Source organism: Actinomadura sp. 7K507, from assembly GCF_004348425.1.
Lineage (GTDB): Bacteria > Actinomycetota > Actinomycetes > Streptosporangiales > Streptosporangiaceae > Spirillospora.
In genome coordinates this window covers 1-20,600 of the sequence record NZ_SMKK01000020.1, presented here as the reverse complement: position 1 = coordinate 20,600, position 20,600 = coordinate 1, and the positions used below count along the sequence as shown (strand labels likewise).

Here is a 20,600-nt window from a genome sequence, read left to right as displayed (position 1 = left end):
GCCGGCGTAACGCGATCCGGTTACGCCGGGGTTAGCCGCGGGCCGCTGAACTTGTCCCCGCCGCCGGCGCGGTGCCGGTGGAGTCGACAAGGAGACCGATCGATGCGACGACAGACCCTGGCGGTGCTGTGCCTCGTCCCGGCCCTCGCTCTCGGACTTCCGGCCTGCGGGAACGACGGCTCCGGCGGGCCCGGCGCGACCGCCGGAGCCGCGAGCGACAAGGAGAAGATGCGCGAGTTCGCCCAGTGCATGCGCGACAACGGGGTGGACATGCCGGATCCGTCGGAGGACGGCAAGGTCACGATGGCCCAGAGCGCCCGCCCCGGTGAGGCCCGCGGCGGCCCCGGCGGGAACGACAGGGTCGCCGCGGCGCAGGAGAAGTGCCGGCACCTGATGCCGAACGGCGGCAAGCCGAAGAAGATGAAGCCGGAGGACGTGGCGAAGATGCGCGCCTTCTCCAAGTGCATGCGCGACAACGGGATCAGCAGGTTCCCCGACCCCGACTCCGACGGCCGCATGCTGCTCAAGGCCGGGCCGGGCACCGGAATCGACCCGGAGAGCAGCGAGTTCAAGGCCGCGCAGAAGGCGTGCGCGAAACTCAGGCCGGAAGGCGACGAGGGCCCGAGCGCCGACGGCAAGGACGGCGACTAGTGCCCAGGACGCGTACCGCCGTCCTGGGCGCGGCGGGGGTGGTCGTCGTCGTCGCGGGCCTGGCGACGGCGGGGCTCGGTGGTGGCGCCGGCGGGCCCGCCGCCGCGCCCAGCTCACTGCGGCCCGCGACCGCGCCGATCGAGCGGACGACGCTGGTCGAGACCCGGGACGTGGACGGCACGCTCGGGTACGGCGGCACCCGCACGGTCGCCGGCACCGGCCACGGCACCCTCACCTGGCTGCCCGGCGCCGGTTCCGTGATCTCCAGGGGGCGGCCGGTGTACCGGGTCGACGACGAGCCGGTGCCGCTCCTGTACGGCAGGCTGCCCCTGTACCGGACGCTCTCCGCGGGGAAGGAGGGTCCGGACGTCGAGCAGCTCGAACGGAACTTGCGGGCCCTCGGCTACACCGGGTTCACCGTCGACGAGACTTACAGCGCCGCGACCGCGGCGGCGGTGAAGCGCTGGCAGGACGACCTCGGCGTCAAGGAGACCGGCACCGTGGGGCCGGGGACGGCCGCCGTCGCGGCCGGGCGGATCCGCGTGGCCGGTCGCAAGGCCGCCGTCGGAGACAAGATCGGCGGTCCCGTCCTCACCTACACCGGCACCACCCGCGTCGTCGGCGTCGACCTCGACGTCCAGTACCAGCGGCTGGCGAAGAAGGGCGCGGAGGTGGAGATCGGGCTGCCGTCCGGCGACACCACCAAGGGGAAGATCACCTCAGTCGGCAAGGTCGCCGAGGAGGGCGGCAGGGACGAGCCGACGACCATCGAGGTCACGATCGCGGTGGACGGCCAGAAGTCGCTCGGCCCCTACGACAAGGCGCCCGTCGACGTGCGCTTCACCGCCAACCGGCACCGCGACGTCCTCGCGGTACCGATCGGCGCGCTGCTCGCGCAGGGCGACGGCGGCTACGCCGTGCAGGTCGTCCGGGACGGGCGCGTCCGCACGGTGCCGGTGGAGACCGGCGTGTTCACCGAGGGGCAGGTCGAGATCGCCGGGCCCGGCATCGCGGAGGGCATGAAGGTCGGTGTCCCCTCGTGAGCCCGGTCGTGGAGCTCCGTGCGGTCACCAAGGCCTACCCGGGCGGGGTCGTCGCGCTGGACACGGTGTCGCTGGCGGTCGAGGCGGGCGAGTCCGTCGCGATCGTCGGCCCGTCCGGGTCAGGGAAGTCGACGATGCTGCACCTGCTCGGCACGCTGGACCGGCCGAGTACCGGCACCGTCCTCATAGAGGGCGGGGACGTGTCGCGGCTGCCGGACCGGCGCCTGTCGGCGCTGCGCGCCCGGCGGATCGGCTTCGTGTTCCAGCATTTCCACCTTGCCGCGGGGGAGAGCGCGCTCGACAACGTCGCCGGCGGGCTGCTTTACGGGGGCGTCCCGGCGGCGGAACGACGGCGCCGGGCCCGCCGCGCACTGGAACGCGTCGGGCTCGGGCATCGCCTCGGTCACCGGCCGCACCAGCTGTCCGGCGGCGAGAAGCAGCGGGTCGCGATCGCCCGCGCGGTGGTGGGGGAGCCCGCGCTGCTGCTGGCGGACGAGCCGACCGGCGCGCTGGATTCGGCGTCGGGCGCGGGCGTCCTCGGCCTCCTGCGTGAACTGTCCGGTGCGGGGACGGCCGTCGTCCTCATCACCCACGACCGGGACATCGCCGCGCTGCTGCCGCGCCGGGTGCGGATGCACGACGGCCGGATCGTCCACGACGACGCGAGAACGGAGTCCGCACGGTGAGCACGAAGACGACTTCCGGGGACGCGCCGGTGCGGCTCGGCCCCGGGGACGTGCTGCGGGTCGGCGCCGCCGGCCTGCGCACCCGCCCGATGCGGGTATTCCTGTCCGCCCTCGGCATCGCGATCGGCATCGCCGCGATGATCGGCGTGGTCGGTATCTCGACGTCCAGCCGCGCCCAGCTCCAGATGACCCTCGACCGGCTCGGGACCGATCTGCTCACCGCCGGGCCGGGCGAGGACCTCTTCGGCGGAGCCGCGAAACTTCCCGAGGAATCGGTCGGCATGGTGGCACGGATGCCGGACGTCGAGTCGGCGTCGGCCGTCGCCGAACTGGAGGACGCCCGCGTCTACCGCAACGACCACATCCCGGAGCCGCAGAGCGGCGGGATCAGCGTCCAGGCGGCCTACCTCGACCTGCCTCGCACCGTCGGCCTCACCATGGCCGCCGGCACCTGGCTCAACGCGGGCACGGCGAAGTACCCGGCCGTGGTGCTCGGGTCGGCGTCGGCCGAGCGGCTCGGCGTGTCCGCACCGAACGTCCAGGTGTGGCTCGGCTCGCAGTGGTTCACCGTCGTCGGCATCCTCGACCGGGCGGAGCTCGCGTCGAAGCTGGATTCCGCCGCGCTGGTCGGATGGGACGCCGCCGTGGCCCACCTCGGTTTCGACGGCCACCCGACCACCGTCTACGCCCGTGCCCGCGAGGACGCGGTGGCCGAGGCGCGCGGCCTGCTCGCCGCGACCGCCAACCCGCGGGCGCCGACCGAGGTCCAGGTCAGCCGCCCCTCGGACGCGCTCGCCGCCGAGAACGCCGCCGACCGGGCGTTCACCGGCCTGCTGCTCGGTCTCGGCGGGGTGGCGCTGCTGGTCGGCGGCGTCGGCGTCGCGAACACGATGGTGATCTCGGTCCTGGAGCGCCGCGCCGAGATCGGGTTGCGCCGCTCCCTCGGCGCGACCCGCGGCCAGATCAGGCTGCAGTTCCTCACCGAGTCGCAACTCCTCGCCGCGCTCGGTGGGGTCGGGGGCGTGGTCCTCGGCGTCGCCGTCACCGCCGGCTTCGCCGTGCCGCAGGGCTGGCCGACCGTCGTACCGGTGTGGGCGATGGCCGGCGGCGTCCTCGCCACCTTGCTCATCGGCGGTGTCGCCGGCCTGTACCCGGCGATCCGGGCCGCCCGCCTCGCCCCCGCCGAGGCGCTGGCCGCCCCGTAGCCGGCGGAGGTCGCCGGTCAGAGGAAGTCGCTGATCCGCGCGATCCAGCGCGTGTAGTAGACGCCCGTCAGGCCGTCGGGGAGGAGGCGGGAGACGAGCGGGGGCAACCGGTTGATGTCCTCGCGGCCGGCCTGCCGGGCGACGATGCCGGCCTTGCGCGAGCGCCTCCGCTCGTACTCGCGCAGGGCCGCCGGGACGTCGCCCGGCCGGGCGCGCAGGACGGCGGCCAGCGTCCACGCGTCCTCCAGGGCCTGGTTGGCGCCCTGCGCCCGGGTCGGCGGCATCGAGTGCGCGGAGTCGCCGGCGAGCGTGACGCGTCCGCTTCCCCAGGTCCGTGGGACGCGGTGGCGGTAGTGCGGGAACAGCTCCACGTCGGTCTCCCGGACCGACGCCAGGACGTCGGGCACGGGCGCGCACCAGTGCCCGAAACGCCGGCGGATCTCCGCCAGCGGCGCGGCGAGCGGCGGGATGGCCGTGGACCCGGGCCGCCCTCCCGACGTCGATGGTGACCAGGCGCCGCCCGTCCTCGCCCCACTGCTCCAGGACGTCGATCGGGGCGCCGGTGCCGTCGAGCGACACGCCGAGGTCCCGCAGGATGCCGCTCCCGTTGCTCCACAGCGTCACCGCCGCGCCGCCGGCGCGCGGCGCGTCCGCCGCCTCGGCGACGCTCACCTCATGCCCGTCGGCCAGTAGGGCCGCGGCGGCGGCCAGGCCCCCGACCCCCGCTCCGATGATCAGCACTCGCCGTCGTCCTCCCTCGCACCAGGGCATCACTACGATGTTAGTACTAAGCCTCTAGTGATAATCTGCCGGGGTGCCTCCACCGCAGAACCTGGACCGCCGCCGCGCCCTCGCCGACGCCGCGATCGACGTGCTGGGCGGCGCCGGAATCCACGGGCTGAGCCACCGCACGGTGGACGAGCGGTCCGGCCTTCCGGCGGGAACGGCGTCCAACTACTTCCGCAGCCGGGACGCGCTGCTGCTGGCCGCCGCCGACCGCGTGCTCGAACTGCACAAGCAGGACATGGCAGCCACGGCAGGCGGAACCGCGCCCCCGGCCGGCCGCGAGACTCTGATCGAGATGATCGCCCTGGTGCTCCACCACTCGGCCACCGCGCAACGCGTCCGCTACCTGGCGGTCTATGAGCTGATGCTGGAGGCCACCCGGCGCCCCGGACTCCGGGAGGCGCTGGCGAAGATGGAGGATCTCACGCTCGACTTCACGGTCCGGATGCACCGCGACCTCGGCCTCGGCACCTCCCGGGACCAGGTCCGGACGCTCATGACGCTGTTCGTCGCCGCCCTGTTCGACCTCGTGACCCGCCCGCCCGGAACCGTCACCCCCGACGACGCCCGCACCCTCGTGCGCGTCATGGTGACGGGCACGCTCGGGCCGTCCTGACATGGCGGAAGCCCGCCCCAGGGAGGAGGGACGGGCTTCCGCGGGGAGGCGGCGTCAGGATCGGACGCCGTAGAGGTGTTCGAGGGCGAGCTGGTCGAGGTGCTCGAAGGCGGTGCGGCGGGCGCCCAGGGCCTCGGCGTCGACGGCGGCGTCCCGGACCGCGCGCCAGTCCTCGCCGTCCGCGAGGGTGGGCTGGGCGAGCTCGTCCAGCTTGGCCTCGCGCAGGGCGGCCTGGACGTCCGGGTCGGCGCGGAACGCGCGGACCTTCTCGCGCAGGATCAGCCAGTTGCGCATGCACGCGGCCGCCGAGTCCCACACGCCCGCGTCGTCCTCGGTGCGGGGCGGCTTGAAGTCGAAGTGGATCGGGCCGTCGTACTCGCTCTGGTCGATCAGGTCGACGACCCAGAACGCGCCGCGCGTGTTGCCGGCGCCGAACCGCAGGTCCTGGTCGTAGCGGGGGCCGTGCTGCCCGTTCAGGTCGATGTGGAAGAGCTTGCCCTGCCAGAGGGCCTGGGCGAGGCCGTGCGCGTAGTTGAGCCCCGCCATCTCCTCGTGCCCGACCTCGGGGTTCAGCCCGACGCCGTCGGGGCGTTCGAGCGTCTGGATGAAGGCCAGGGCGTGGCCGACGGTGGGCAGCAGGATGTCGCCGCGCGGCTCGTTCGGCTTCGGCTCGATCGCGAACCGCAGGTCGTAGCCCTGGTCGGCGACGTAGGCGCCGAGGACGTCGAACGCCTCCTTGTAGCGGTCCAGCGCCGCCCGGACGTCCTTGGACGCCCCCGACTCCGCGCCTTCCCGGCCGCCCCAGCAGACGTAGGTCTTCGCGCCGAGTTCGGCCGCCAGGTCCAGGTTGTCCATGACCTTGCGGAGCGCGAAACGGCGGATGTCGCGGTCGTTGGCCGTGAACGCGCCGTCCTTGAAGACGGGGTGGCCGAACAGGTTCGTGGTTGCGGTGGTGACGACCAGGCCGGTCTCGTCCAGCGCCTTGCGGAACGCGTCGATACGGCCCTGCCGCTCCGCGGGCGAGGCGTCGAAATCGAACACGTCGTTGTCGTGGAAGTTCACGCCGTAGGCGCCGATCTCGGCGAGCTCGCGGACGGCTCGGTCGGCGGGCATCGGCGGGCGGGTGCCGGGGCCGAACACGTCGACGCCCTGCCAGCCGACCGTCCAGATTCCGAACGAGAACCTGTCCTCCGGGACCGGTGTGAAGCCGCTCATGGGATACCTCCTCAGATCTCCGGCGCGGAGTCGCGCAGCGCGCCATAGCGTGCGCGGATCTCCTCCCCGGTGTGGTCGCTGGTGTGCTGGGTCGCCGGCGGGGCCGGCCAGGCGGGCGGCTCGGGCGTGCCTGCCAGGACCCAGGCGGCCTGGCGGGCGGCCCCGAGCGCGACGTACTCGGCGGGCTCGGGCACGGTGACCGGCGTCCCAAAGATCGCCGGGGCGAGGGCGCGGACGGCCTCGGAGCGGGCCCCGCCGCCGATCAGCAGGGTGCGGCGGGGCCGGACGCCCTGCGCGGCGAGGTGGTCGACGGCGTCGGCGAGGGAGCACAGCAGCGCCTCCACCGCGGCCCGCGCCACGTTCTCCCGCGTCGCGTTGGACGTGGTGAGCCCCGCGAGGACACCGGTCGCGGCGGGACGGTTCGGGGTGCGCTCGCCGTCGAGGTAGGGCAGCAGTGCCAGGCCGCCGGCGCCTGGCTCGGCGGCGAGGGCGAGCGCCGACAGCCCGTCCAGCGCGGTCCCGGTCATGGCCGCGGCCGCCGACAGGATCCGGGCGGCGTTCAGCGTGGCGACGAGCGGCAGGTACCGGCCGGTCGCGTCGGCGAACCCGGCGACCAGGCCGGACGGGTCGGCGGCGGGCTCGTCCGCGACCGCGAAGGCCGTTCCGGACGTGCCGATCGACACCACGACGTCGCCGGGCCGCAGCCCGAGGCCGAGGGCGGCGCCCATGTTGTCGCCGGTGCCGGGGCCGAGCGCCGCGCCCCACGCCGTCTCGCCGGCGCGCTCGCCGGGGGCGGCGACGCGCGGCGTCTCGGCGTCGTGGCCGAGCGCGGCGCGCAGCAGGTCCGGCAGGTAGGCGCCGGACGCGGGGGACCAGTAGCCGGTGCCGGACGCGTCGCCGCGGTCGGTGACCGGCTCGGGCGCGCCGAGCCGCAGCGTCAGCCAGTCGTGCGGGAGCATCACCCGCTCGGTGCGCCGCGCGTTGCCCGGTTCGTGCTCGGCCATCCAGCGGAGCTTGGTCACGGTGAAGGAGGCGGGGGGCACGCTGCCGGTCCGCTCCGCCCACGCCTTCGCGCCGCCGAACTCCGCGACGAGGTCGCGGGCCTGCGGCGCCGAGCGCGTGTCGTTCCACAGCAGGGCGGGCCGGACGACCTCGCCCGCGCCGTCGAGCGCGACCATGCCGTGCTGCTGCGCGGCGACGGCGACGGCGCCGGCCCGTTCGAGCAGGTCCCGGACCTGGGAGAGCGCGTTCCACCAGTGGTCGGGATGGCATTCGGTCCCGTCCGGATGCGGGGCCGACGCCTCGGCGACCACGGCGCCGTCCCCGGCGCGGCACAGGACGACCTTCGTCGACTGCGTCGAGGAGTCGACGCCCGCGACCAGGCTCCCGTCCATCCGCCCCACCCCTTTCGTGAAGAGCCATTTCGTAAAGAGCTTGGACGAATTAACGTAGCAGAGGGCCGCAGCCCTGCCTATACACGTGATTCATTTAGGGTTCGTTCATGACGAAGTCCGCGAACGCCCCCGTCCGGCACGCCACCATGCGCGGGCGGAACCTCGCCGTCGTCCTGGAGCACATCGCCCGCCACCAGCCCGTGACCAGGGCGCGCCTCGCCGATCTGACGGGGTTCACCAAGACGACGGTCTCCAACCTCGTCGCCCTCCTGGAGAGCGCGGGCCTGGTGCTGGGCGGCGCGCCCGTCCACGAGGGCGAGCGCGGGCGCCCGGGGGTGGGCGTGTCCGTCCGCGGCGACGGCGCCGCCGGGCTGGGCCTGGAGGTCAACGTCGACTACCTCGCCGCATGCGTGGTGGACCTCCGCAGGCAGGTCCGCTACCGGCACGTGGTCAGCTCCGACAACCGCGGGCGCGAACCCGGCGCCGTCCTCGGCGCCCTCTCCGCGCTCGCCGGCGAGGCCGTCTCCGCCGTCGCCGGGCAGGGCCTGACCGTCGCGGGCGCGGTGGTCGCCCTCCCCGGGTTGCTCGACCGCGAGGACGGCGTCGTCCGGCACGCCCCGAACCTCGGGTGGACCGACGTCCCCCTGACCGGCGTGCCCGGTCTCGATGCGGCGCTGCCCGCCGAGTACGACAACGAGGCCAACCTCGCCGCGCTCGGCGAGCTGTGGTTCGGCGACGGGGCCCGGTTCGGCGACTTCGTGCACGTCTCGGGCGAGATCGGGATCGGTGCGGGCATCGTCGTGGACGGCCGGGTGTTCCGCGGAGCCCACGGCTTCGCCGGGGAACTCGGGCACCTGGTGGCCGAGCCCGCCGGCCCGCCCTGCTCCTGCGGCGGCCGGGGATGCCTGGAGCAGATCGCGGGCCAGGAGGCGATCCTGCGCGCCGCCGGCCCCGAGGGCTCGGTGGGCACGCTCATCGACCGGCTGGACTCCGGCGATCGGTCCGCGCGGGACGCCGTGGACCGCGCCGGCCGCGCCCTCGGAGCGGCGCTCGCCAGCGTCGTCAACCTGATCGACCCGGACACCGTCGTGCTCGGCGGTGTCTTCTCGCCGCTGGCCCCGTGGATCCGGCCCCCGCTCCAGGCCGTGCTGGAGGACGGCCCCGGCTCGCTGCGCCGCGGAGCGCCACCGGTCGAGATCTCCGGCCTGGCCGAAGGAGCGGCCGTCCTGGGGGCCGCCGGCCTGGTCATAGAACACGTGATGGCCGACCCCGCCCTCCTCCTCTAGAGCGGGCGGTACTCGAACCAGGCGAAGTCGGCGTGGTTGCCGCTCGCCCGGCCGTTGGAGGTGGCGTACAGGCCGATGTAGGCGCCGGTGAAGCCGCCCGCCACCTGGCTGGACAGGAGGTCGCCGTCCACGGGATCGCCGAGCCGCGTCCAGCCGCCCGGCTCCACGGCACCGCCCGGACCGGCCGAGTAGGACGCCTGGTACCAGCGGCCGTGGGCCTCGAAGCCCAGGCGGACCGGGCCGGGAGAGGCCGGTGCCTTGGCCAGTACCGTCTCGATCCCCTGCTCCCGTTTGACGAGGCGGAGTCCCTGGCTCGTTGAGACCAGGACGACGTGGAAGTCGTTGTTCTGGACCAGGGCGAGCCCCGCCCACTCCTCGTCGGCGGGAACGAAGTCGAGCGAGGTGAAGGCGGCGAAGTCCGGATGCTGCTGGCGCCGCCCGAGGAACGAGGGGTTCGCGACGTCGGCGAGGCTCTCCGGCCGGACGCGCAGCCGCAGATGGCCGGGACGCTCGTCCAGGCTCCACCAGCGCTCCCTGGGAGTCCGCAGCATGTTCCAGGCCATGGCCGGTTCCGGCCCGTCGAACTGGTCACACGACGGGACGGCGGGCCAGGGGTGCGGGGGAAGCGACGGGAACCCGGGGCGGGGCTCGACCCGGCCGCCGGTGACCGGCCAGCCGTCCTCCCAGGTGACGGGGGCCAGGAACGTCTCCCGGCCGAGGACGCACCGGTCGCCGTGGTGCGGGCGCATCCCGAGCAGGACCATCCACCACTCGCCGTCCGGCGTCTCCACGAGGTCGGCGTGGCCGGTCCCGACGATGGGATGCCCGGCCCCGAGATCGCGGTGGGTCAGCACCGGATTGCGGGGATTCCCCTCGTACGGGCCGGTGACCGCGTCCGCCCGCGCGGCCATCACGGCGTGCTCCCGCGCCGTGCCGCCCTCGGCGGTGAGCAGGAGGTAGCGTCCGCCGACCTTGTAGAGGTGGGAGCCCTCCGACCAGATCGCGCCTTTCACCGCCCCGTCCCAGATGACGTGCTCGTCGCCGGTCAGGGCCAGGGCGGACGGGTCGAACTCGCGCAGCCAGATCTCCGTGTGCCCCTCGTACCGCCCGGTCAGGCGGGTTCCGGTGCACCAGGCGCGGCCGTCGTCGTCGAAGAACAGCGACGGGTCGATGCCCTCGCCGTCCAGGCGGTGCGCGTCCGACCACGGCCCGGCGGGATCGGACGCGGTCATCACGAAATGACCCGACCACTCGGGGCCGTCCACCAGCGTGCAGATCAGGTAGAAGAGGCCCTCCTGTCCGGGGAGCGCGTGGTGGCGCAGGGTCGGCGCGTACAGCCCGCCGGACGCCGGGACGCCGTCCAGCGGGAGCTGTCCGGGCCGGTCGAGCGCGTGCCCGAGCTGCCGCCAGTGCACCAGGTCGCGGCTGTGGAACACCGGCAGGCCCGGGAACCACTCGAACGTCGACGTGACGAGGTAGAAGTCGCCGCCCACCCGGCAGATCGACGGGTCGGGATGGCAGCCCGGCAGCACCGGATTCCGGAAACGCGTCATAGCGGGCTCACGTCGGCGGGGACGGTCAGCACCCGGTCCGCGCCGAGCACCCGGACGGGGCCCTCCAGGGTGAAGGAGGCGTTCAGGGGCAGGTCGCCGCTCGACGGCCCGACGGACACCCCGATCTCGCCCGGCTCGACGATGCGCCGCAGGTCCGGGCCGGTGAACGAGGTGCGGTCGGCGTGCACCTCGAACGCGACGCGCGCCGCGTCGCCGGGCTCCAGCCGGATCCTGGCCCACCCGGCGAGCCAGCGCACGGGCCGCACCACCGACGCGACCGGGTCGGAAAGGTACAGCTGCGCGACCTCCGTCCCCGCGTGGTCCCCGGTGTTGCGGACGACGGCGCTGACCGTGACCGACCCGTCCGTCCCGGCCGACTCGTCGACCCGCAGGCCGCCGTACTCGAAACGCGTCCAGGTCAGGCCGTGGCCGAAGGGGTACAGCGGAACCGGGTCGACCGGGCTCCAGTCGTGCCCGCCGTCCATCGGCGACCGAAGGTAGGTCACCGGCGGGCCGGAGGCGCGGCGCGGCACGCTGATCGGCATCCGCCCGGACGGCTCGACCCGCCCCGACAGGATTCCCGCGACCGCCCGGCCGCCCTCCTCGCCCGGGAAGAACGCCTGGACGACGGCCGCGGCGCGGCCGGCGATGCCCTCCAGCGCGTACGGGCGGCCGGTGAGCAGCACGATGACCGTGGGCGTGCCGGTGTCGATCACCGCGGCGGCCAGCTCGGCCTGCCGGCCCGGCAGCGCCAGCGTCTCGGCGTCGCAGCCCTCCCCGGACGTGCCGCGCCCGAAGAGCCCGGCCTTGTCGCCGAGCGCCAGCACGCAGATCCCGGCGTCCCGCGCCGCCGCCACCGCCGCCTCGATGTCGGCGTCGTCGGTCACGAGCACATCCTTGGAGCCGGCGACCCGCACGTCGGGCAGCTCGCCGTGCAGCGCCTCCGCCAGCGTCGGGATGTCCACTCCGAGCGGCAGTTCCGGATGCTCCCGGCCGACATGGCTCGGGAACGTGTAGCAGCCCATCATCGCGAACGGGTCGTCGGCGAGCGGCCCCGCCAGCACGACCCCGGCGCCGGAGCGCAGCGGCAGCGTGCCGTCGTTGGCCAGCAGCACGACCGACTCCTCGGCGAGCCGCCGCGCCAGGTCCCGGTGCCCCGGCGGATCGAGGTCGGGCGGATCGAGGTCGGGCGGATCGAGGTCGGGCGGATCGAGGTCGGGCGGATCGAGGTCGGGCGGCGTGCCGTCGCCGGGCGGCCCGTCCAGCAGGCCGAGTTCGGCCTTGAGGGTCAGGACGCGGCCGGCGGCGCGGTCCAGCAGCTCCTCGGGGACCGCGCCCCTCCGGACCTCCTCGATCAGCGGCGTGCCGTAGCAGCGCACGGTCGGCAGCTCCATGTCGAGGCCGGCGCGCAGGGCGAGCGCCGCGGCCTCGCCCCGCGAGGCGGCCACGCGGTGGCGGGTCTGCAGGAACGAGATGCCGTAGTAGTCCGCGACGACGATGCCCTTCAGCCCCAGCTCGTCGCGCAGCAGCCCGGTCAGCAGCCGCTCGTCGGACGCGGCCGGCACCCCGTCCACGTCGGTGTAGGAGTGCATGACCGAGCGGGCGCCGCCGTCGCGCAGGGCCATCACGAACGGCTCCACGATGACGTCGGCGAACTCGCGCGGCCCGATCGGCGTGGGGGCCATGTTCCGGCCGGCGCGGGAGGCGGAGTAGCCGGCGAAGTGCTTGAGCGTCGAGACGATCCCGGATCGTTCCAGGCCCCGGACGTAGGCGGTGCCGAGCACGGAGACGAGGTAGGGGTCCTCCCCGATGCACTCCTCGGTGCGGCCCCAGCGCGCGTCCCGGACGACGTCCAGCACGGGCGCGAGCCCCTGGTGGACGCCGGCGGCCCGGAGGGACCCGCCGATCGCCGCGGCCATCTCGCCGACGAGCTCGGCGTCGAACGTCGCGCCCCATGCGGGCGGGCTGGGGAACACGGTGGCGCCCCAGGTCATGAAGCCGTTGAGGCATTCCTCGTGCGCGATCGCCGCGATGCCGAAACGGTTGGCGGCGGCGACGCGCCGCTGCATCTCGCGGAGCCGGGCGGCGCCCTCGGCGGCCGGGACGGGAGCGGTCCCGAACACGCGGGTGAGCTGGCCGAGGCCCCGGTCCAGGATCTCGTCCAGCGGCGGTGCGGTCTCGTGGGAGTCGTCCTCCATCGGGGCCACGGGCGCGCCGGGCTCGGCGGGCAGTGCCCAGTATCCGGCGAGCTGGCCCGCCTTCTCCTCCGGCGTCATCCGGGCCAGCAGGTCGGCGACCCGCTCGGCGGCCGGAAGCGTCCGGTCGCGCCAGGGCTCGCGGGTCGCGCTCTCGCTCGCGGCCGGGACGGCTTCGGTCATCGCTCCTCCGATGGTGGTGGTGCGGTGGAGGCGCGGACACGCAGATCGGTGGCCAGCTCCACGCGGGGGGTCAGGGGCGCGCGGCCGTCGAGCAGCTGGAGCAGGGTGCGGGCCGCGATGCGGCCCATCTCCTCCAGCGGCTGCCGGACGGTCGTCAGCGGTGGCGACAGCCACTCGCAGGTCGGCAGGTCGTCGAAGCCGACGACGCTGAGGTCCTCGGGGATGCGCAGCCCGGCGAGCCGGGCCGCCTGGTAGGCGCCCATCGCCTGCTCGTCGCTGCCGGCGAAGATCGCCGTCGGCGGATCGGGGAGCTCCAGCAGCTCGCGGGTGCGGGCGAAGCCGCCCTGGTGGTGGAAGTCGCCGTACCGGACGAGGTCCTTGTCGGTCTCGACCCCGGCGCGCTCCAGGGCCGTCCGGTAGCCGTCCACCCGGGCCTGCGTGCACAGCATGTCCGCGGGGCCGCCGACCATCCCGATGCGGCGGTGGCCGAGCTCGATCAGGTGCTCGGTGGCCGACATCCCGCCGGCCCAGTTGGTGGCCCCGACGCTGGCGATGTCGTTGTCCGGCAGGTTCACCGGGTCGACCAGGACGAGCCCCACTCCGGCCCGCGCCAGCTGGTCGCGCTGGCGGCGCGTCATCCGGGACGTCACCAGGATCACCCCGTCGCTGTGGTGCAGCGCGGGCAGGTTCTGCCAGCTCGGCGGGCGGGCGTCGTCCGCGCGGACCAGCGAGACGACGACGCCGGTGCCGTGCTCGGCGCACTCGGCCTCCACGCCGCGCAGGATCTCCACCGCCCACGGGCTGTCCAGCCCGGCCAGGACGAGGTCGATCAGGCCGGACCGGCGGGCGCGCCGCGCGCCGCCGGGGCCCGGGTAGTTGTGGGTGCGCAGCAGCGCCTCCACCCGCTCGCGGGTCGCGGCGGAGACGTCGGTCCGGCCGTTGAGGACCTTGGACACCGTGGCGGGGGAGACCCCCGCCTCGGACGCGATGAGCGCCAGCGTCGGCCTGGACGGCGGATCCGGCATCTCGTCGGTGGTGCGCACGGGCACGCTTCTCTCCTCCCCGAGGAAACGATTGCGAACAGTATCGCAATGTTTCGCGGACTCCTAGCCCCCGTATCGATAACTCTTGCGCACCCAATTGCGGTCAACCGACGCTCAGGTCTTGACCGTACGGGGCCGTGTTCTTAGAGTTCCTCGGCAACGGAGCCCCGAAGACTTTCGAAACATTTCGAGCGAGACCGACCCCTCGTTTCACCGTCCCAGGCCCTCGCCCACCCCCGGATCCAGGAGACCACCATGGGCATCCCTCACCTACCGCGCCGTTCCTTCCTCACCGCAGTCTCAGCGGGAGCCGTGCTGGTCACGGCCGCGCCCATGCTCGCCGCCTGCGGCGGGGACGACTCCGGATCGGACGGCAAGGTCACGATCGAATGGATGAACATCGCGACCACCGAGCCGTCGCAGAGCCTCTTCCCGAAGATCGCCAAGGCGTACGAGGCGCAGAACCCGAACGTCGACATCAAGGCGACCAGCCTGGAGAACGACGCCTACAAGTCGAAGATGACGGCGCTCGTCGCCTCCGGCGACCTGCCCGACATCTACGTGACCTGGGGCGGCGGAGTGCTCAAGCAGCAGGTCGACGCCGGCCTGGTCAAGGACATCACCTCCGACGGGTCCAAGGTGCTCGGCACCATGACCGACGTCTCGAAGAAGGCGTACCAGTTCGACGGCAAGACCTACGCCGTGCCGTACGACATGGGCATGGTCGGCTTCTGGTACAACAAGAAGCACTTCGAGAAGGCCGGGATCAGCGGTCCTCCGAAGACCTGGACCGAGTTCCTGGACGCCGTCCGCAAGCTCAAGGACGCCGGCGTCACGCCCATCGCGCTCGGCGGCAAGGACAAGTGGCCCGGCCACTACTACTGGGCCTACCTGTCGATGCGCATCGCCGGCATGGCCGCGATGGAGCAGGCGGCGCAGAGCAACGACTTCGGCGGCGCCCCGTTCGTCCAGGCCGGTGAGAGGCTGAAGGAACTCGCCGACCTCCAGCCCTTCCAGAAGGGCTTCCAGAACGCCGGCTTCGACACGCCCGGCGGGCAGGCCGCGACCATGGGCGCGGGCAAGGCCGGCATGTCGCTGATGGGCCAGTGGGCGCCCTCCGTCCAGAAGGACGCCTCCGGCAACGACCTGGGCGACGACCTGGGCTGGTTCCCCTTCCCGACCGTCGAGGGCGGCCCGGGCGCCGTGACCGACGTGTTCGGCGGCGGCAACGGACACGCGGTCAGCAAGGACGCGCCGCCGGAGGCCGTGGACTTCCTGACGTTCCTCATGAACGAGCAGAACGAGCGCGAATTCGTGACCTCGGGCGCGTTCATGCCGGTCGTCAAGGGCGCCGAGAGCGCGCTGGAGGACGAGAACCGCAAGATGGTCGCCTCCGCGCTCAACGGCTCCAGCGGGTTCCAGCTCTACCTGGACCAGGCGTTCCCGCCCGCCGTCGGGCAGGAGGTCAATGACAGCGTCGCCTCGCTCATCGCGGGCAAGAAGTCGGCGCAGGAGGTCGCGCAGTCGGTCACCAAGGTGGCCAAGAGCCAATGACCCTGTCCGCCACGACCGAGGACCGGCCGCGGCACGCCGAACGGGCCCCGCGCAAGCGGGGCCCCGAGGTGTCGGCGGGGAAACGGCTGCGCGGCTGGCTGGCGAGCGTCTGGTTCCTCACGCCGGCGCTGCTGCTGTTCTCCTGCTTCGTCCTGATCCCGATCCTCGTCGCCTTCTTCACCAGCTTCTTCAAGTGGGGCGGGTTCGGCTTCCCCAACGACTTCGTCGGCCTCGACAACTACCGGAACCTGGCCGGCGACGACGTCTTCCGCGGCGACCTGTGGCGCGGACTCCTGCTGGTCGTCCTGTCGCTGGCCGTCCAGCTGCCGCTCGCCCTCGGCACCGCCGTCCTGCTCAACCAGAAGATGCGCGGCCGGGCGGTCTACCGGGCGATCTTCTTCGCGCCCTACATCCTGTCCGAGGTGATCGCCGGCGTCCTGTTCGGCATCATCTTCCTGCCGGAGAGCGGGCTCGCCGACACCCTCGTCGAGGACCTGCCGCTGCTCGGCGGGCTGGCCGGCAAGTGGTTCTCCGACCCCGACACCGCGCTGCCCACCCTGATCGCCGTCATGACGTGGAAGTACTTCGGCTTCCACATGATGATCTACCTCGCCGGGCTGCAGGGCATCCCGAACGAGATCCTGGAGGCCGCGTCCATCGACGGCGCGGGTCCGTGGCGGCGGTTCCGCAGCGTGACGCTGCCGCTGCTGGCACCGACCCTGCGGATCAGCGTGTTCCTGTCCGTCATCGGCTCGATCCAGCTCTTCGACCTCGTGTGGGTCACCACGACGGGCGGGCCGACGCATGCAACGGAGACGATGGCCGTCACCATGTACGAGTTCGGCTTCAAGCGGTACCAGATGGGCTACGCGAGCGCGATCAGCGTGGCCATGTTCCTCATCAGCATGGTCTTCTCCCTGCTGTACCAGCGCTTCGCGCTGCGCCGCGACCTGCAGGGCGCGGTCACCTCCGCGGGAGGCCGCCGATGAGCCGCCCGGCGGTCGCGCGGAGCCTGTCGCGGCACACGCTGGTGTGGGTGCTCGGCTCGTTCATCGTCGTCCCGCTGCTGTACGCGGCGATGGCCGGCCTCAAGACCACCGGCGCCCTGACCTCCAACCCGCTCGGGCTGCCGGATCCCTGGAAGTTCTCCAACTACACCGGCATCCTGTCGTCGGGCGCCTTCTGGCGGCAGATCTTCAACAGCGTGCTGATCGCGGTCGCCACCACGCTGATCACGGTCGCGGTGTCGGCGATGGCGGCGTTCGCGTTCGCCCGCTACGCCTTCCGCGGGCGCGAGATCTTCTTCACGGCGTTCGCGGCGGGCCTGATGTTCCCGCCGGCGGTGGCGGTGCTGCCGCTGTTCGTCCTGCTCCGGTCGTTCGGGCTGCTGGACAACCCGCTCGGCGTGATCCTGCCGCAGGCCGCGTTCGCGCTGCCGATCACGATCATCATCCTCCGCTCCTTCTTCCGGACGATCCCCGCGGAGCTGGAGGAGGCCGCCATCATGGACGGCTGCACCCGGTTCGGCTTCTTCTGGCGCATCCTGCTGCCGATGGCGCGACCGGCCATCGGCACCGTCTCGGTCCTGGCCATCGTGACGAGCTGGAACAACTTCTTCCTGCCGCTGCTGGTGCTGGCCGACGAGAAATGGCACACGATCCCCGTCGGCATCCAGCAGTTCCAGGGGCAGTACTCGACGGACTACGCCCTCGTCATGGCCTACATCGTGCTGGCGATGATCCCCGCCATCGCCTTCTACGCCGTAGCCGAACGCCAGCTGATCGGAGGCCTCACCGCGGGCGCGACCAAGGGCTGACGGCCGGGTGGTCTGGGGCGGGTGCGCCCGCCCCAGGCCCCACCTGGGCGGCGAACCCGCAGAGGGCCTCGGTGAGCAGCCCCGGATCCTCCAGCATCGCCATATGCCCCTGGCCGGGGAGGACGGCGACGTCCGCGCCCGGGATCAGCGCGGCGATCGCCTCGGCCGTCGGCCGCTGGTGCCCGGGGCTCCGCTCCCCGACGAGCATCCGGACGGGCACGCCGGCGCCGGCGAACCGCGCGCAGTCCTCGATCCGTCCCACGCTCTCCGTCTCCCGCAGGAGCGGAGGCGCGTTCTCCAGGGACGTCCGCCAGAACCGCCGGGCGCCCCGCAGCGCCTCCACCTGCCTCGGGGACAGCCGGATCACCCCGCCCAGGAAGATTTCGAGCAGCCGCTCGTAGTGCTGCCCGTCCGCCGCGGCGCGGAGCCGCTCCATCACCTCCGGCGGCGCGACCTCGCGCCACGGCGACGCGACGGGCGGTTCGTAGAGGACGATCCGTCCGATCGCGCCGGTGTGCGGCACCGCGTTGAGCGCGCACAGCGCCCCGTAGGAGTGGCCGACGAGGAAGACGTCCCGTCCCGCCGCCTCCACGACGGCCGCGACGTCCTCGCCCTCGCGCCCGAGCCCGTGCGGCCCGCCCTCCCGCATGCTGAGCCCCCGGCCCCGGCGGTCCATCACATGCACGGTGAATCGCTCGGCGAGCCCCGGCACCACCGGCGTCCAGCAGCGGCCGTCGACCGCGGCACCGTGGACGAGGACCATGGGCGGCCCCTCCCCGAAGACCCGGAACCCGATGACGCTGCCGTCCCCGGACTTCGCGTACCGGCTCTCGTCCATCCCAGGAGGGTACATACCGCGCCGACTATGCGAACATATGTTCGTGTCGGAAAGTGCCACGGTCTTGCATGCCGATCTGGACGCGTTCTACGCGTCAGTCGAGCAGCGGGACGATCCCGGGCTGCGGGGACGGCCGGTGATCGTCGGCGGAGGCGTGGTGCTGGCGGCCAGCTACGAGGCCAAGGCGTGCGGCGTCCGGACCGCGATGAGCGGCGGGCAGGCGCGGCGGCTGTGCCCGCGGGCGATCGTGGTCCGGCCCCGCATGAGCGCCTACACCGAGGCGAGCAGGGCGGTGTTCGCCGTCTTCCGGGCAACGACGCCGCTGGTGGAGGGGCTGTCGATCGACGAGGCGTTCCTCGACGCCGACGGCCTGCGCCGCCCGCCCGCGGACGTCGCCGCGGGGCTGCGGCGGGACATCGCCGAGGAGGTCGGCCTGCCGATCACGGTCGGGGTGGCGCGCACCAAGTTCCTCGCCAAGGTCGCCAGCGGGGTCGCCAAGCCCGACGGCCTCCTGGTGGTGCCGCCGGACGGTGAGCTGGAGTTCCTGCGTCCGCTCCCGGTGCGGCGGCTGTGGGGGGTCGGCCGCGCCACCGCCGCCAAGCTCGCCGGGTACGGCGTCACGACGGTCGGGGACGTGGCGGACATGCCGGAGGCCGCGCTGGTGTCGCTGCTCGGCCCCGGCGCCGGCCGCCACCTGCAAGCCCTGGCGCGCAACCGCGACCCGCGCCCGGTGCGCACCGGAGTCCGGCGGCGCTCGATGGGCGCGCAGCGGGCGCTGGGGCGCCGCGGGCGGTCGCCCGAAGAACTGGACGCCATGCTCATCGGGCTGGTCGACCGTCTCGGCGGCAGGCTGCGGGCGGCCCGGCGGGTGTGCCGGACGGTCACGCTCCGCCTCCGGTTCGGCGACTTCGCACGGGCCACGCGCTCGCACACGCTGCCGCAGGCCACCGGCGAGACTCCGCGGATCCTGGCCGCGGCGCGGAGTCTGCTCGCGGCCGCCACACCGATGATCGAGAACCGCGGCATCACGCTCATCGGCGTCTCGCTCGGCAACCTGCACGACGACCGGGCCGTCCAGCTCGCGCTCCCGTTCGACCAGGACATGGAGGTCGACGCGGCCGTCGACGGCGTCCGCGGCCGGTTCGGGTCGTCGGCGATCACCCGCGCGGTGCTCCTGGGCCGCGACCAGGGGATGTCCGTCCCCATGCTGCCCGACTGAGTTCGCCGCGCGTGCGGCCGGGGCACGCGCGGGTTCGTCCCGTGCCCGAGGTCGGCGAGAATGAGGGCCGGCACGGGAGACGCGATCGGGGACGCACGGGGGTGAGGGTGAGGAGAACCGGGTGAGTTCCGTGAGGAAGCAGGACCGGACCAGGGAGAGCAAGGTCGAGTTCTGCTACGGGCTGCTGCGGTCGCGCATCCTGGAGGGCACGTACGTGCCCGGGTACCGGCTGGTCATCAACCAGCTCGCCCAGGAGACCGGGGTCAGCACGATCCCGCTGCGCGAGGCGCTGCGCCGCCTGCAGTCGGACGGGCTCGTGGAACTGGTGCGCACGCGCCTGGACCACATGCGCCGCCCCCACTTCGGCTACGCCCCCGGACGGGCCCGCCACTCGGTGGCCGAACACGCGCGGATCCTCGACCTCGTCGCCCGGAACGCCGACCCGGGCGAGATCGAGCGGGCCGCCCGCGCCCACAAGAACGCCGCCGCCGACGCCCCGCCCGGCCCGCGGCCCGCCGCGGCGCACCGGTGATCCGCCCGATGCGAGCGGTTCGCGGCTCATGAGAGGATCCCCATCCGGGGAGGAGTGATGCCGCAATGGCTGATGAGGGGTGGTCGCCCGCCGACGTCGATCTGACGACGCCCAACACGGCTCGGATCTACGACTATCTGCTCGGCGGCAAGGACAACTACGCCGCCGACCGCGAAGTCGCCGAACAGCTGATCGAGGTCATTCCGGAGGCGCGGATGGCGGCGCGCGAGAACCACGCCTTCATCGGCCGCGCGGTGCGCTTCCTCGCCCGCGAGGGCGTCCGCCAGTTCATCGACATCGGCAGCAAGCTTCCCGCGCGCGGGAACGTCCACGAGGTGGCCGCCGAGGTCGCGCCGGACGCGACGGTCGTGTTCGCCGACGGCGACCCCGTCGTCCTCGCGCACGCGCGAGCGCTGCTCGCCGGCACGCCGCACACGGCCGCCGTCCGGTGCGACCCGCGGCGTCCCGACGCCGTGACCACCTACCCGGACGTCCGCGCCCACATCGACTTCGAGCGGCCGGTGGCGTGCGTGCTGGACCGGGTGCTGCACTTCATCGACGACGACGCCGAGGCGGCCGCCGCGGTCCGCCGCCTGCACGACGCGCTGCCGCCGGGAAGCCACCTGGTGTTCACGCACATCACCCAGGACCCGGAACCGGATTCGGGCGGCGACGTCGGCAACGTGTTCAAGCCGACCAGCGGCCACTTCTGGGGCCGGAGCCGCGCGGACCTGCTCGGCATCGCCGGCTGCTTCGACCTCCTCGAACCGGGCCTGGTCTACACC

The 20,600-nt window shown here is 73.5% G+C and carries 20 protein-coding genes; 13 read left to right on the top strand and 7 right to left on the bottom strand.

Annotated features, from left to right (window positions below; genetic code table 11):
• Positions 1-102: 102 nt before the first annotated feature.
• The 4 genes from E1285_RS07210 to E1285_RS07195 are packed head-to-tail and all read left to right on the top strand — an operon-like array spanning position 103 to position 3,585.
• Positions 103-651: a hypothetical protein gene (locus E1285_RS07210; protein WP_132149370.1), complete on the top strand. Its 549-nt coding sequence runs from the start codon at positions 103-105 to the stop codon at positions 649-651.
• Complete coding sequence (locus tag E1285_RS07205) at positions 651-1,694, top strand: peptidoglycan-binding protein (protein WP_132149368.1); 1,044 nt, start codon at positions 651-653, stop codon at positions 1,692-1,694. The genes E1285_RS07210 and E1285_RS07205 overlap by 1 nt, the downstream gene beginning before the upstream one ends.
• Positions 1,691-2,380, top strand: coding sequence for an ABC transporter ATP-binding protein (locus E1285_RS07200; protein WP_132149366.1), 690 nt, complete (start codon positions 1,691-1,693; stop codon positions 2,378-2,380). The genes E1285_RS07205 and E1285_RS07200 overlap by 4 nt, the downstream gene beginning before the upstream one ends.
• Complete coding sequence (locus tag E1285_RS07195) at positions 2,377-3,585, top strand: ABC transporter permease (protein ID WP_243722612.1); 1,209 nt, start codon at positions 2,377-2,379, stop codon at positions 3,583-3,585. Before E1285_RS07200 ends, E1285_RS07195 begins: the two co-directional genes overlap by 4 nt.
• A gap of 17 nt (positions 3,586-3,602) precedes the next feature.
• Here E1285_RS07195 and E1285_RS48105 read toward each other — a convergent pair whose 3' ends face one another.
• On the bottom strand, positions 3,603-3,992 hold the full coding sequence (locus E1285_RS48105) for an FAD-dependent monooxygenase (RefSeq protein ID WP_165966494.1): 390 nt from the start codon (positions 3,990-3,992) through the stop codon (positions 3,603-3,605).
• 61 nt (positions 3,993-4,053) lie between these two features.
• On the opposite strand from E1285_RS48105, the gene E1285_RS07185 reads away from it, so the two are divergent.
• Both E1285_RS07185 and E1285_RS07180 read left to right on the top strand, forming a co-directional pair.
• Positions 4,054-4,278, top strand: coding sequence for a hypothetical protein (locus tag E1285_RS07185; RefSeq protein WP_132149362.1), 225 nt, complete (start codon positions 4,054-4,056; stop codon positions 4,276-4,278).
• Positions 4,279-4,399: 121 nt separating this feature from the next.
• Positions 4,400-4,987: a TetR/AcrR family transcriptional regulator gene (locus E1285_RS07180; RefSeq protein WP_132149359.1), complete on the top strand. Its 588-nt coding sequence runs from the start codon at positions 4,400-4,402 to the stop codon at positions 4,985-4,987.
• Positions 4,988-5,041: 54 nt separating this feature from the next.
• On the opposite strand, the gene xylA is transcribed toward E1285_RS07180, so the two are convergent.
• Both xylA and xylB read right to left on the bottom strand, forming a co-directional pair.
• Positions 5,042-6,202: a xylose isomerase gene (xylA, locus tag E1285_RS07175; RefSeq protein WP_132149357.1), complete on the bottom strand. Its 1,161-nt coding sequence runs from the start codon at positions 6,200-6,202 to the stop codon at positions 5,042-5,044.
• A gap of 11 nt (positions 6,203-6,213) precedes the next feature.
• Positions 6,214-7,596 carry a xylulokinase gene (gene xylB, locus E1285_RS07170; RefSeq protein WP_132149355.1) on the bottom strand — a complete coding sequence of 461 codons (1,383 nt, stop codon included), beginning with the start codon at positions 7,594-7,596 and terminating at the stop codon, positions 6,214-6,216.
• Positions 7,597-7,703: 107 nt separating this feature from the next.
• On the opposite strand from xylB, the gene E1285_RS07165 reads away from it, so the two are divergent.
• A complete protein-coding gene (locus E1285_RS07165) occupies positions 7,704-8,882 on the top strand; it encodes an ROK family transcriptional regulator (RefSeq protein WP_132149353.1) in 1,179 nt (392 codons plus the stop codon).
• On the opposite strand, the gene E1285_RS07160 is transcribed toward E1285_RS07165, so the two are convergent.
• The 3 genes from E1285_RS07160 to E1285_RS07150 are packed head-to-tail and all read right to left on the bottom strand — an operon-like array spanning position 8,879 to position 13,838.
• Positions 8,879-10,435 carry a glycoside hydrolase family 43 protein gene (locus tag E1285_RS07160; RefSeq protein WP_132149351.1) on the bottom strand — a complete coding sequence of 519 codons (1,557 nt, stop codon included), beginning with the start codon at positions 10,433-10,435 and terminating at the stop codon, positions 8,879-8,881. The genes E1285_RS07165 and E1285_RS07160 overlap by 4 nt on opposite strands.
• Positions 10,432-12,813 (bottom strand): glycoside hydrolase family 3 N-terminal domain-containing protein, encoded by a 2,382-nt coding sequence (locus tag E1285_RS07155; protein ID WP_132149349.1) that lies wholly within the window; start codon positions 12,811-12,813, stop codon positions 10,432-10,434. Before E1285_RS07155 ends, E1285_RS07160 begins: the two co-directional genes overlap by 4 nt.
• Entirely contained in the window at positions 12,810-13,838 is a 1,029-nt protein-coding gene (locus tag E1285_RS07150; protein ID WP_132149429.1) for a LacI family DNA-binding transcriptional regulator, read from the bottom strand. Before E1285_RS07150 ends, E1285_RS07155 begins: the two co-directional genes overlap by 4 nt.
• Positions 13,839-14,111: 273 nt before the next feature.
• Here E1285_RS07150 and E1285_RS07145 point away from each other — a divergent pair, with 273 nt between their 5' ends.
• From E1285_RS07145 to E1285_RS07135, 3 genes are read left to right on the top strand one after another with little or no spacing between them, the layout of a single operon-like run.
• Positions 14,112-15,410: an extracellular solute-binding protein gene (locus E1285_RS07145; RefSeq protein WP_132149347.1), complete on the top strand. Its 1,299-nt coding sequence runs from the start codon at positions 14,112-14,114 to the stop codon at positions 15,408-15,410.
• Positions 15,407-16,399 carry a sugar ABC transporter permease gene (locus E1285_RS07140; RefSeq protein WP_132149345.1) on the top strand — a complete coding sequence of 331 codons (993 nt, stop codon included), beginning with the start codon at positions 15,407-15,409 and terminating at the stop codon, positions 16,397-16,399. The genes E1285_RS07145 and E1285_RS07140 overlap by 4 nt, the downstream gene beginning before the upstream one ends.
• Positions 16,396-17,226: a carbohydrate ABC transporter permease gene (locus E1285_RS07135; RefSeq protein ID WP_132149343.1), complete on the top strand. Its 831-nt coding sequence runs from the start codon at positions 16,396-16,398 to the stop codon at positions 17,224-17,226. Before E1285_RS07140 ends, E1285_RS07135 begins: the two co-directional genes overlap by 4 nt.
• Here E1285_RS07135 and E1285_RS07130 read toward each other — a convergent pair.
• Positions 17,201-18,064, bottom strand: coding sequence for an alpha/beta fold hydrolase (locus tag E1285_RS07130; RefSeq protein ID WP_132149341.1), 864 nt, complete (start codon positions 18,062-18,064; stop codon positions 17,201-17,203). The two genes, E1285_RS07135 and E1285_RS07130, sit on opposite strands and share 26 nt — an antisense overlap.
• A 43-nt stretch (positions 18,065-18,107) precedes the next feature.
• Here E1285_RS07130 and dinB point away from each other — a divergent pair, with 43 nt between their 5' ends.
• From dinB to E1285_RS07115, 3 genes are all read left to right on the top strand, one after another.
• Entirely contained in the window at positions 18,108-19,283 is a 1,176-nt protein-coding gene (dinB, locus tag E1285_RS07125; RefSeq protein ID WP_243722611.1) for a DNA polymerase IV, read from the top strand.
• Between the two features lie 121 nt (positions 19,284-19,404).
• Positions 19,405-19,815, top strand: coding sequence for a GntR family transcriptional regulator (locus E1285_RS07120; protein WP_132149337.1), 411 nt, complete (start codon positions 19,405-19,407; stop codon positions 19,813-19,815).
• A gap of 65 nt (positions 19,816-19,880) precedes the next feature.
• Positions 19,881-20,600, top strand: a 720-nt coding sequence (locus E1285_RS07115; protein WP_132149335.1) for an SAM-dependent methyltransferase, incomplete at its 3' end; no start/stop codon positions are given.

Bases quoted from the DNA above. Each gene is read 5' to 3' on its own strand.
- E1285_RS07140 (WP_132149345.1), top strand. From the start codon at position 15,407: ATGACCCTGTCCGCCACGACCGAGGACCGGCCGCGGCACGCCGAACGG.
- E1285_RS07165 (WP_132149353.1), top strand. From the start codon at position 7,704: ATGACGAAGTCCGCGAACGCCCCCGTCCGGCACGCCACCATGCGCGGG.
- E1285_RS07145 (WP_132149347.1), top strand. From the start codon at position 14,112: ATGGGCATCCCTCACCTACCGCGCCGTTCCTTCCTCACCGCAGTCTCA.
- E1285_RS07130 (WP_132149341.1), bottom strand. From the start codon at position 18,064: ATGGACGAGAGCCGGTACGCGAAGTCCGGGGACGGCAGCGTCATCGGG.
- E1285_RS07135 (WP_132149343.1), top strand. From the start codon at position 16,396: ATGAGCCGCCCGGCGGTCGCGCGGAGCCTGTCGCGGCACACGCTGGTG.
- E1285_RS07185 (WP_132149362.1), top strand. From the start codon at position 4,054: ATGGCCGTGGACCCGGGCCGCCCTCCCGACGTCGATGGTGACCAGGCG.
- E1285_RS07150 (WP_132149429.1), bottom strand. From the start codon at position 13,838: ATGCCGGATCCGCCGTCCAGGCCGACGCTGGCGCTCATCGCGTCCGAG.
- E1285_RS07160 (WP_132149351.1), bottom strand. From the start codon at position 10,435: ATGACGCGTTTCCGGAATCCGGTGCTGCCGGGCTGCCATCCCGACCCG.
- E1285_RS07210 (WP_132149370.1), top strand. From the start codon at position 103: ATGCGACGACAGACCCTGGCGGTGCTGTGCCTCGTCCCGGCCCTCGCT.
- xylB (WP_132149355.1), bottom strand. From the start codon at position 7,596: ATGGACGGGAGCCTGGTCGCGGGCGTCGACTCCTCGACGCAGTCGACG.
- E1285_RS07155 (WP_132149349.1), bottom strand. From the start codon at position 12,813: ATGACCGAAGCCGTCCCGGCCGCGAGCGAGAGCGCGACCCGCGAGCCC.
- xylA (WP_132149357.1), bottom strand. From the start codon at position 6,202: ATGAGCGGCTTCACACCGGTCCCGGAGGACAGGTTCTCGTTCGGAATC.